10 protein-coding genes and 1 pseudogene are annotated in these 11,243 nt (G+C 45.8%); 7 read left to right on the top strand and 4 right to left on the bottom strand.

Annotated elements, in window-relative coordinates; genetic code table 11:
- Window positions 1-179: 179 nt before the first annotated feature.
- Window positions 180-1,073, bottom strand: coding sequence for a helix-turn-helix domain-containing protein (locus F8N00_RS11460; protein ID WP_035396046.1), 894 nt, complete (start codon window positions 1,071-1,073; stop codon window positions 180-182).
- Between the two features lie 371 nt (window positions 1,074-1,444).
- Between F8N00_RS11460 and F8N00_RS11455 the strand changes: the two genes are divergently transcribed.
- Complete coding sequence (locus tag F8N00_RS11455; RefSeq protein WP_075642858.1) at window positions 1,445-2,641, top strand: hypothetical protein; 1,197 nt, start codon at window positions 1,445-1,447, stop codon at window positions 2,639-2,641.
- Complete coding sequence (locus tag F8N00_RS11450) at window positions 2,634-3,371, top strand: hypothetical protein (protein ID WP_035396050.1); 738 nt, start codon at window positions 2,634-2,636, stop codon at window positions 3,369-3,371. The genes F8N00_RS11455 and F8N00_RS11450 overlap by 8 nt, the downstream gene beginning before the upstream one ends.
- Window positions 3,372-3,873: 502 nt before the next feature.
- Here the strand turns inward: F8N00_RS11450 and F8N00_RS11445 are convergent.
- On the bottom strand, window positions 3,874-4,293 hold the full coding sequence (locus F8N00_RS11445) for a helix-turn-helix domain-containing protein (RefSeq protein WP_023469406.1): 420 nt from the start codon (window positions 4,291-4,293) through the stop codon (window positions 3,874-3,876).
- A gap of 203 nt (window positions 4,294-4,496) precedes the next feature.
- Here F8N00_RS11445 and F8N00_RS11440 point away from each other — a divergent pair, with 203 nt between their 5' ends.
- Window positions 4,497-5,021, top strand: a complete 525-nt coding sequence (locus F8N00_RS11440) for a VanZ family protein (RefSeq protein WP_075642857.1) — start codon at window positions 4,497-4,499, stop codon at window positions 5,019-5,021.
- A 16-nt stretch (window positions 5,022-5,037) separates the two neighbouring features.
- Window positions 5,038-6,033, top strand: a complete 996-nt coding sequence (locus tag F8N00_RS11435) for an ATP-grasp domain-containing protein (RefSeq protein ID WP_058713000.1) — start codon at window positions 5,038-5,040, stop codon at window positions 6,031-6,033.
- Window positions 6,034-6,093: 60 nt separating this feature from the next.
- On the opposite strand, the gene F8N00_RS11430 is transcribed toward F8N00_RS11435, so the two are convergent.
- Window positions 6,094-6,852, bottom strand: a complete 759-nt coding sequence (locus F8N00_RS11430; protein ID WP_023469403.1) for a homing endonuclease associated repeat-containing protein — start codon at window positions 6,850-6,852, stop codon at window positions 6,094-6,096.
- A gap of 28 nt (window positions 6,853-6,880) precedes the next feature.
- On the bottom strand, window positions 6,881-8,149 hold the full coding sequence (locus F8N00_RS11425) for an O-antigen ligase family protein (RefSeq protein WP_075642855.1): 1,269 nt from the start codon (window positions 8,147-8,149) through the stop codon (window positions 6,881-6,883).
- 338 nt (window positions 8,150-8,487) lie between these two features.
- On the opposite strand from F8N00_RS11425, the gene F8N00_RS11420 reads away from it, so the two are divergent.
- From F8N00_RS11420 to F8N00_RS11410, 3 genes and pseudogenes are all read left to right on the top strand, one after another.
- Window positions 8,488-9,123, top strand: coding sequence for a YveK family protein (locus F8N00_RS11420; RefSeq protein WP_244150231.1), 636 nt, complete (start codon window positions 8,488-8,490; stop codon window positions 9,121-9,123).
- A 21-nt stretch (window positions 9,124-9,144) separates the two neighbouring features.
- Complete coding sequence (locus F8N00_RS11415) at window positions 9,145-11,010, top strand: polysaccharide biosynthesis protein (RefSeq protein WP_023469400.1); 1,866 nt, start codon at window positions 9,145-9,147, stop codon at window positions 11,008-11,010.
- 15 nt (window positions 11,011-11,025) lie between these two features.
- Window positions 11,026-11,243 (top strand): annotated as a pseudogene (locus F8N00_RS11410) (polysaccharide biosynthesis protein); the annotation flags it as partial.

Below are 11,243 nucleotides of genomic sequence, written 5' to 3'. Positions count from 1 at the left end.
CAATCGAACGTATCCCACTTGAATATTCGGTCAAACGTGATGTAGCAATCGAACGAATTCCACTTGAATACTCGGTCAAACGTGATGTAGCGATCGAGCGTATCCCACTTGAGTACTCAGTCAAACGTGACGTAGCGATCGAACGTATTCCACTTGAATATTCTACAACACGAGCATAATTAACTATTTTGACTAACAATATTTTTTAAAAAATCACTTCGAATAGAAGAAATGATTTTTTTATACTGATTCATGTTGAGTAGTTCGAACAAAAAATACGCTTTGTCATACGCACCAATAATTTGTTCTTTAGTCGCGCCCAACTTCTCAAGACAATCTCCCTTTTGAGCGTATAACTGTCCTAATACCGACATGTCTTTAAAATTAAGGCTTTCTTCAATTGCTTCATCAATCAATTGCAGAGCTTGTTCATATTTAGAGAAATCTAATAAGATTTTAGAAAAATTATAGGTGATTCTAATTTTTTCTGTTACTAAATCATCACTATCAAAATTTAATTTGAGGATTTCCTCATAAACATTAATGCTATGCTGATAACTTTTATTTTCAGAGTATAGATTCGCGATAGCTGACTTAATACGAATCAGCATACTGGGTGAATAATGAGAAGTTAGATAATCTGCTGATAAATTTTGAAGCTCAACGATACAGGTTCGATAATCAATTTTTTGAAGCCGATACGAACAAAGGTAATAGTAGTATTTGTACAGTAGTACAAACTCAAAAGAAGAATCATGTTGCTCTAAAATCTTTTGACTCTCTTTATAGATCGACTCAAAGTCTTGATTTCTAAAACGATGTAGTAAGTCTTCATCGATCGTCTTTAATGAATCTTGTTGACGATTGGGATCTAGAAACGCAGAAATCGGAACTTGTAACCTTCGGGATAGCGCATATAACAATTCGATTGTTGGGGAATGTGTGCCACTCTCAATCTTACTGATTTCTGCTTGACTGCAGATACCGTTTGCTAAATCCTTTTGCGTTAGATTATGTTTTTTTCGCAGACGGCGTAACGCCAAACCAATTTGCGGTGACGTGAAATGATCCATTGGATCCTCGTCCTTTCATGAAAATTGAACTGTTACTCAGTATCCATTTCTATTATAGAAGTGATTGCAAAGGGATACCATAGATTTACTTGATTTCATATCAATGTTTCATCGCCCGCCGTATTTGATTCAGAAAGGGGTACACCCATGACACTCATCTTAAAAGAAACGCGACGTAACATGACTTCTTGCGCTTGGTGTCTCAATGCTGCTACCGTCTCAGTCGCCCCCTTGGCTCATCGGGAAATGGATCAAACCATTGCTAAGTCTAAGAAAGATAGAAACAAGACTGCTTGAATCATTCTAAGGACTTCATTCGTATGTGGGATGAAGTCCTTTTTGCATGATTTTCATCAGAAAGGAGCAATCACATGATAGGAATTACGATCGTATCAGAACAGGATGGTTGGTTACAACGCTCACGTCCCTCTTCAGCGATGAGACACTTTTGTGAAACCCATCGTTTTTCTTTAGATGTTTTTGATTACGACATGCATACGTTCGAGGATTTACTGGATTATATGAATTTTCAAGAATATGAACATTATCTCTTTATTCTACAAGGTGAAGGAGAACGTACATTACGACTAGTTGCTTATTTGCAGCAGCAGATGCTTCATGTTCAGTTTCATTTAATTCGAGCGGAAGGTGGTATCGTATTTGGACAACCCGATTTTCTAAATGGTTTAGAACTACCTCTCATATTTGAGGATGAAAAGTTAGTGCTTCCCATCGTTCAAAACGAGTTATTGTCTTTGATGACGGGCGTTCATCGATATGCTTCACTATTCCAACCGCAACCGTTGCGGCATGTCTATATCGAAGATAGCTCATTGTTGAATCGTATTCCAGCCTCCTTTTTCACATCGATGACAGTGAATAGTATCGTGTATTTTGATCATCCGATGCGTCACGATCTACCAATCATTGAATTAATGAGTCGGATGCCAGTCCTTCTTGCTTTCGGTGATACACTGTCCCCACCGCTTGAAACACGACTTGATGTTTTATCTCGGGCAGAACTCGCTCGTCAGTTGGAGCGCTGGAAGGATACCGGGTGGATTCAAAACGAACGATTTGCCGGTATATTGGATTATGCGACACAAGCTGGATTGAAAAATTCACATCGTCTTTTTTTCTTTGAAGATGGTATCTATGCGGATCGACAGAAAACCGATCGGTTGAGTTCGGACATTTCTCTAATGGTTGAGCAAAGAGCAGGGCAGTTAGAGGCAATGGCCACACCAAAGGAACTCGAGTTATTTCCGTTACTCTATCAACTCGCAGGATCATTTTCAGGTGAAAGTCGATTTGTTACACCCTATTCAGATTTAGAATTACCACGAACGATTGGACGTATCGGTCCACTCACGTTGATTGGTATTCAAAACGAAGAGGGGTATTTCGCTTTCGATTTAACATCGATGCAACTATTCGAAACGAACGAAGCATTTTTGTGGATTCTTGAAGCTGATCAAAAAGAACAATTTGATGTATTACCAGAACGACTTGGAGCAGACTATGCAGAAGCGATTCGATACTATAAGGAGTTGATGTATCATGAGTGACGTATTATTTGGTCCATTTTTAAGAAAGGGAAGCTATTCACGTGTTGAAGTACTCGATCACGTTTATGCGGATGAACGTTTTGGGCAACTGTATCAAGAAGCGAAGCAAGTCACAGAAATTGATGAATTGACGTTTTATCGACGCTATCTACAAAAAGAAGAGAAGGTTCTGTTTTACGGCACGTTCGATCCAAAACTCTTTAATCTCTTATCTGATGAAGGATACGATTTATATTTGATCGAGTCAGAAATGATTCGGACACATCAAATCGATACACCGTACCGTCATAAAGTATATGGCTGGAGCCATGATGTGACAGACGTCGTAGGTCCTGAATTCTTTGATCGGATCGTTCTTCCTGGTACGACCATCATGCATTACAACCGTGGGGAACTGCTATTATTCTTTCGGAACATACGTCAACTTTTAGGTGTACATGGAAAACTGCTCGTTTCGTTGCACGATATTCCTTATCTAAGAGAATCAGAGCAGTCCATTTCGACTCGACGGATACATGATACTTTAATGTTCTTTGGTCATCATGTAGATGGCGAACGACTCTTATTTAATGCGTATTTAAAATCAGGTAGCGAAGAAAAAGTAAGCTATGCAATTGATTACTTATACAAACCTGAAACCTTATTTGAATTCGCGAAACTCTCTCGTTATGAAGGTCGATCAATATATGAAGGAAAAACAATTGTCGTTCTTGAATTCAATAAACAATAAGCTTTTGATAGAATAGAAGGAGAATAAATTAAAAATATATCTCCTAGTTTAGTTTGAATAGGTCTAAAGGCAGGGTATTGAGATACAGAAGTTTTGTATTACGATTCAAAGTACATCATGAGAAAGAGGAGCCGGACCATCATGGAAAATCAGAACGAAACTACCTTTCAAAAAAGCTGTCTATCGTTCATTGAGACTTTGTTTCCAGACGAATCCTTTCACTTCTTAGAAGAATCGAGAGCAATGGATGCTTTCGGACATCACGGTATTCAATTGTTTTTTTCTTCAGAACTTCGAACGCTAAAATTCAGTCTTCTCAAACAGACACATCAACGATATGATCGCGTGTTCGTTTCAGAGAAGACGGTACAAAACACTTTTTTTCGAAGACTGTTGGAGGCAACATATGAAGAAAGTCAATTGTACATCGATCATGTCGTAAAAACGGACTAAAAAAAGAGAGAAGGTATGGGAGCGATTACGTCCCATGCCTTTTCTCTTTTTAAGCTTCGATCGATGCTGATCCGCGTTTTAACGCATGATCAATCGAAGTCGCCATCTCTTCTCGAACTGTAGTTGAGATCAGTCTACCATCGAAATAAATTTCTTTAGATAAACTCAAATGAACGAGTAAATCCTCTAGTACGAGCTTTAAATCAAGAGGTTTCGTCGGTTCGAGCGCTTGTTGTATGAATTCATTCAGAGATGGGTGCTGAACATGCTTTGGATCAATCAAATCAATGATTGTTGTATTTAAAGCAAGTGCTAAGCGTTCGAGGGATTGGGGAGTTGGCATCCGTTGTCCGCGTTCATATGCGGAAATCGTCGTCGCAGTTTCACCACATTTTTCGGCTAGATGCTTTTGGGTGTACTTGTGCTGTTTTCGTAGTTGCATGATTTTTTTTCCAAGTGCGCGATTCATAGCGCTTCACTCCTATTCCTCAGGTCATCGTGTATAGTACTAATTAACCACTTATCGTACGGGAGAAACCTTTGAAATGTAAAAAACGTTTGAATAAGGAAATAAAAAGATAGTTAAATACTAAAACTGGCTTTTAAAGCGATAGTTATACTGATGTAAACCGCATGCTATTCTAAGGTGTATGTGAAAAAAGGAGTGTCTTCATGAAAAAAATTACATGGTCCGGCTATGTTGTCCTCGCCGTTCTCTTAGTCCTCTTTATCTCAAGTTCGATGCCGTACCAGGCACAATCCATCAAACCAGGGTTATCGCGCTTCATTCCGTTAGGATTCGTCGATCATCTGCGCTTCATCTCCTTTTCCTATCATGGAGAAGTCAGTGTCGCTGCCCTTGGACGGAGTGGCTTCATTGAATTTTTCATTCGAAAAGCCGCGCACGTCTCAACGTTTCTTGTGTTAGGTGTGGGATTGATTGATTTGACGCGTCGTCGCCTAACGACAGGACTGGCCGTCTTGTTTGCCTATTCGTTAGCAATCACGGTAGCGGTCTTTGATGAGTTTCATCAGATTTTGACAGGGGACCGGACAGGACTCATTCAAGATGTCTTACTCGATGGAATGGGGGCATTAATTGGAATCGGATGTTATCTACTCGTCTATAGGAAAAAAGTACGACGCCAAGCAGGAAGTCTTTCCTTCTGGCACGAAAAGAACAGGCATCACTTTTAACGAAGGAGACTGCCTTATGAAGACTTCCCATTTATTGATGACGAGCGTTGGTCGTCGGACGAAGCTGGTCGAGTATTTTGTCCGTGAGATGTCATACGGTCATGTCAGTACCGCGGACTGTAGTCCACTCGCACCGGGTCTCTATATGACGGAACGCCATCATCTCGTACCACGGATCGATGCACCGGATTATATCGAGCATTTACTTGAATTGTGCCAGCGGGAACAGGTGACAGCATTATTGTCATTGATTGATCCTGAACTGGAGTTACTTGCAGCGGCGACGGAACAGTTTGAAGCCATCGGTGTCACGGTCCTCGTCTCACCGATGGATGCCTGTCGTCTCTGTTTCGACAAGTACGCGATGTATACGTATTGTGTCGCGGAAGGGATCGCGCATGCGCGGACATACGTGACGCTCGAAGCATTCCGGAGCGCACTTGCGCAAGGGGAGGTCCAGTTCCCAGTCTTCGTCAAACCACGCAATGGGAGTGCCAGTCTCCATGTCCAGGCAGTTTCTTCACTTGAGGTCGTCGAAGGATTATTCGCTACCTATCCAGATTTATTGATTCAAGAATACTTAAGAGGACAAGAGCTCGGTGTCGATGTCTATGTCGACTGGCTGACGCATGAAGTGACCGATATCTTCATCAAGGAGAAACTCGTCATGCGTGCAGGAGAAACTGACAAGAGTCGTTCCGTTAAACGCGATGATGTCTTTGAACTGGTCGAGCACGTCTTAGATGGAACCGGTCTTATCGGTCCGCTTGATTTTGACCTGTTCGATGTGGACGGAACGCTCTACCTATCAGAGATCAATCCGCGATTCGGTGGGGGGTACCCGCATGCGTATGAATGTGGCGTCAATTTTCCGAAAGCGATTCAAAACAATCTCCACGGGCAACGTAATCCCCGACGCATCGGAGCGTATGTGGAAGACATCTATTTATTGAAGCACGATACGGTGACGCTGTTGCCTGCCTCGCTGCTTGAGCAAATCAAAAAATCATAGGCACGAAAAAGGAGTGATCCGGTCGAGACCGGACCACTCCTTTTAGGTAGAAGAGCAGAATCAGGAAAGAGAGACGCGTGCACGCTTGAGGCATTGCACGGCGGAGGTCCAGCTACCGAAGAGAGCATTGATCGTTGAGGTGCTCGGAACCGAGCGACCTTCTGCCCATTTCCGGTAATGAATGATGCTGAGCGAAGGTAACTCTTCTTGTGCCTGCCGCAGTGCTTCAAGGACATCTTCTTCGACCCATTTCCGGCGAGGCGGGGCGATGTCGAGGCAAGCGAGGGCATCTGCCCATGAACCGTATTTACGGGCAATCGTCGCGACTGTCGGATGTCCGTTTTCTTGTGCCCAAATCGCATACGTCTGTGTCGTCAGACGTGGAAGGACATCTGAAGCTTCGAGCAGTGCCGTGATAATACGTTCTTCTGTCATCGAGATAGAACGTGTCATTTCAATGTGTGCTTCTTCGAGTGCACGTGACCAAGAACCGAAGCGTAAGTTGATCAATGTCAAGGAGGGGCCATGTTTCGCCTTTGCCCACTCCCGGTAGCTGTTGCTATGGAAAGGATGAAGACGCGTTGACGCTTCCTTGATGAAAGCAAGGATTTCTTCGTCTGAGAAATAAGGACGGATCGATGAGAGACCAGCGGCTTGGAGTGCTTCACGCCAAGAGCCAAATACATTGATGATCGTCGTGATCGATGGAATGTCTTTTCCGACCGACCAGCGCGCATACGTCTTTGCGTCGAGAGCGGGATATTCGATACTAGCTTCGATTAGGCTATCGATGACTTGTTGTTCTGTCCATTTCTTCATGATGTCATACCCCTTTCATGTAGGTGCTCTAGGTGTGGGTACTGTCGTGAGGTGGAAGTCGACGAAGCGACGTATAAGCGAGAAGGCTGAGCCAAATGAAATAAAATCCACTCGGTCTAACGAGAATGCTTTCCGTGAATTGAAGTAGTCCGAGCCAGCTTGCAAGCAACAGTGGGAGAAACGCGAGATCCGTTGTCTGAATCCGAAACAGTCGATAGAACAGATACAGAAAGACTGCGCCGTACAGCAAACAACCGATGAGTCCAAATTCATAGAGATAAGTGATCGGTGTACTGTGGAACGTATAGAGAACTTGTTCGTTCAGTTGTTCCTCCAGTCCGCGTGGGGCACTCCCGATCCCGTGCCCGAACCAAAGCGAATCAGCGGAAGCGCGCCATCCGGCTTGCCAAAGCGTCAATCGTCCGTTGAGACTGAGCAAACGGGGAAGCAGTCCTTGAAACGTAAAGATGGCTAGGAGGATCAAGCTGCCCGTTACGTAACACGCTGTCACCTGCACCCGCTGTCTCGTTCCCGGAACCATTCGAATACTCGTCAGCAGAGCAAGGAGGAGAAAAGAATAGATACCTGTCTGCGAACCGCTTCTGAGTAACGCGATGATGATGAGAAGGAGGAGTACGGCGTGCAGAAAGCTTTGCCGACGCGGGAACTGTCTGAGCAGATAGAACCAAGCAAACAGTCCGCCTGGAACAAGCCACGCTGCAAACGTATTCGGATTGTTCATCAGACCAGCGAGGCGAAGGAAAGAGCCTTGTTCCCCGACGTACAGTTGAGGAAACGACAAAGGACCGATTCGAAGCCATTGCAGGTTTTCGACCGGGACATACTCTGAACCAAAGGAGACGATGAGGGCATAGGAAGCGAGAAAGACGGCTTGTCCATAAAGAAAATGACACAACAGTCGTTGCCATCGTTCGATCGATGTACGCGAGAGCGAAGAGACGATGCCAACAAACAGCCAAGTCGAGATGAGGTAAAGCGAAGCAAGAATACGATCCGTATTCGTGTTAAAGAAGAAAAAAACGATATGAAATGTCAGATAAATCAGAAAAATGAGTGCAATTTGATGTCCAGTCGCTCGGTTGGCGCGATAGAACGGTCGTAAGATGAGCCAACAGACACTGAACAGAACGATGTAGACCGGAAGCAACCAAAGAGACCACTGTTTCGGCAACACTTCGTCCGTGAAGGATAAGGGACGAATCCAAGCATCGAGCATGATCCAAACGACTAGGATGGATAAGGCAAACGATGTGGGTATATTGGCTGATTTTAACATGATTTCTAAAGACTATCCACCCTTCATATAGGACTTATTACCGATTTGAGCACTTTTTAATCATCAAATTGGTATTTACCCTTATCTTTCAAAACATCATGCAGATAAATGAAAAAATATTAAGGAAAACGTGATCATTTTTTCGTGAATCGCGTTTTTTTCGTGATATGAATTCATGCTGTGAACTAGTGTTGCGCAAGCGAGATAGCTACCGAAAAAAATATAATCATTTCCACCAAGCTCTAATTGTTTTGGGAGTCGATTGGAAATAAGGTGTAGACATAACCAATGTCCATCCATTCGGTCAAGCCAGAAAGAGGTGAACAACAGTGAGCTCGATGCATCAAAGAAAAACCTTCGGAGATCATTTGACGACACTCCGACGCGGCTGGTGGCTACTTGCACTCTTCATGATTCTCTTTGCGGGAGCCGGATATGCGCTTAGCACGTATGTCATCCCAAAGACATACGAGGCGACGGCATACATCCTCGTCGTTCCTCAAGCGAACACAGAGGCGACATCGACGCCGACACTCGTCAGTACCTATCAAGATATCCTACGAAGCCCAGAGGTCGTCGATCAGGTCGCCCAAAAGATGAACGTCACCGACAAGCGGTTATTCGATTTGACGGATCGCCTGACGGTCTCGAGCAATCTCGATTCGCAAGTCATCGCCTTATCCGTCACGGATCGTTCGGCGGAGCAGGCAGCCATCCAGGCGAATACGATGACGGAAGTCTTCCAGGATTATCTTCCACAACTGATCAACACGAGTAAGACGGAAGTGTTCTCGAGCGCACGGATTCCAACGAAACCCGTATCACCGAACATTCTCATGAATACAGGAATCGGTGGTGTCCTTGGTCTGATGCTCGGACTCTTGATCGTCTATTCTCGCTCGTTAAGCAAAAAGGAAGCGACACGCGAATCCACTGATAGTTATCCAAAAGCGATTCCCCGCAGTCATTCATGAGAGAGGAGAGGAGACACCGTCATGCAGCATTCCCCGCTCACCCCGTACCGTCGGCAGTTGAAAATCGGACTCCTTCGCCTGATCGACGCCGGAATCATCGCACTCGCGACTGTCGTTACGTTCTACTTCTTTAATCCGCTCCATCTCACGGTCAACTTCGAATTGCAGGACGCACTCGAAATCGCTCTCATCCAGTGGGTCGCTCTTACGTTCGTCGCACACTGGATGCGCTTCTATCAAATCATCTGGCGTTACGCGAGTCTTCGTGATCTCGCCGTTCTCCTAGTCGTCGTCCTCGCCAGCAGCTTCGTCTTACTGGGTCTTGAATACGCGTTATTCGACTTCGCGGTCGAACGAGCGATTTTTTTACAGACCGGACTCGTTTTAAACGGTATCTTATTCGTCCGTCTGTTGATTCGTGGACGTAGCTTAAGACTCGTCCCTGATAATAAGACGCTCGGTAAAAGAACGCTGATCATCGGTGCCGGTGCTTCCGGTCAGATGATCACAAAAGAACTGAAACAAAAGAAATCGCACATCTTAAACGTCGTCGGATTACTGGATGATTCACTCGAACTCCGCGGGATGCGGATTCACGGTGTTCCCGTCATCGGAGCAATCGACCAACTTGAATGCATCATCGAGGAACAAAAGATTGAAGCAGTCGTTCTCGCGATCCCATCGTTACCGTATCCGCAGCGGGTTGAATTGCTGAACCGGATTAAACAAACCCAAGTCGAAGCGCATACGTTACCGATGCTCGTCGAACTGGCGTCCGGAAAGGTCTCGATCAAACAAATTCGTGAAGTCTCGATCGCTGACTTACTCGGTCGCGAACCGGTCGAACTCGATATTACGGAAATCGAACGAAGCGTTCATAGCGCGACCGTCCTCGTCACCGGTGCTGGTGGTTCGATCGGTTCCGAAATTTGCAGGCAACTGATTCGCTTCCGTCCTGAACGGCTCATCCTTCTCGGACACGGCGAAAACAGCATCTACTTGATCCGCCGGGAGCTCGAGTGTCTCAGCCGGGACATCCAGTTCGAATCTGTCATCGCCGATGTGCAGGACAGTGACCGGATGCTTGAAGTCATGCGACGGTTCGAACCGGATCTCGTCTATCATGCGGCAGCCCACAAGCACGTGCCACTGATGGAAGATAATCCGAGCGAAGCCGTCAAGAACAACATCTACGGCACACGCAACGTTGCTCGAGCGGCGGAAGCGGCTGGTGTCAAACGCTTCGTCATGATTTCGACCGATAAGGCCGTCAATCCGACGAGTGTGATGGGGGCGACGAAACGAATCGCCGAGATGGTCATCCAGCAGATGGCGCGTAACAGCGAGACGACGTTCGCCGTCGTCCGGTTCGGCAACGTCCTCGGGAGCCGCGGTTCCGTTATTCCACTCTTCAAAGAACAAATCGCGAAAGGCGGACCGATCACGATCACCGATCCCCGGATGACGCGCTACTTCATGACGATCCCGGAAGCGAGTCGTCTCGTCATCCAAGCGAGTGTCCTCGCAAAAGGTGGCGAAGTGTTCGTCCTCGATATGGGTGAACCGGTCCACATCACGACACTCGCGAAGAACTTGATTCACTTGAGTGGATTCACGGAAGAGCAGATCCCGATCGTCTACAGCGGCATTCGAAAAGGCGAGAAACTCTACGAGGAACTGCTCGCTCGTGATGAAGTGCATGACGAACTCGTCTTCGACAAGATCCTTGTCGGTAAGACACGACCTTTTGGATCCGTCGACCCGTACCTGCGAGAGATCGCCCAAGCGCTCGGTCAGGACGAGGTACTCCGCCAGTATTTGTTAGACGTCACGAACGAAACCGATGCCGACCCGGTAGCACCGACGATGCGGATCGCTCGCAAATAGAGAGGAGGGGAAACGATGAAAACGGCCCGGCTGTCCCGCTTCAATCTCATCTTCATTGCCGATACGGCGTATTCGCTCCATCAATGGATGATTTTGACGCTCCTGATCAAATGGAGCACACCGCTCAACATCGGTTATTTCAACTACTCCCTTGCCATCACCGCACCGATCGTCATGTTCTGTTGGCTGAACGCCAGTACGATCCTGACGGCAGAACGGGCTGGACTGACGAA

This window comes from Exiguobacterium sp. A1_3_1 (assembly GCF_048985645.1).
Classification (GTDB): Bacteria; Bacillota; Bacilli; order Exiguobacteriales; family Exiguobacteriaceae; genus Exiguobacterium_A; species Exiguobacterium_A indicum.
Note: the sequence above shows the minus strand (reverse complement) of the source record. Positions and strands in the feature narration are given on the sequence as shown.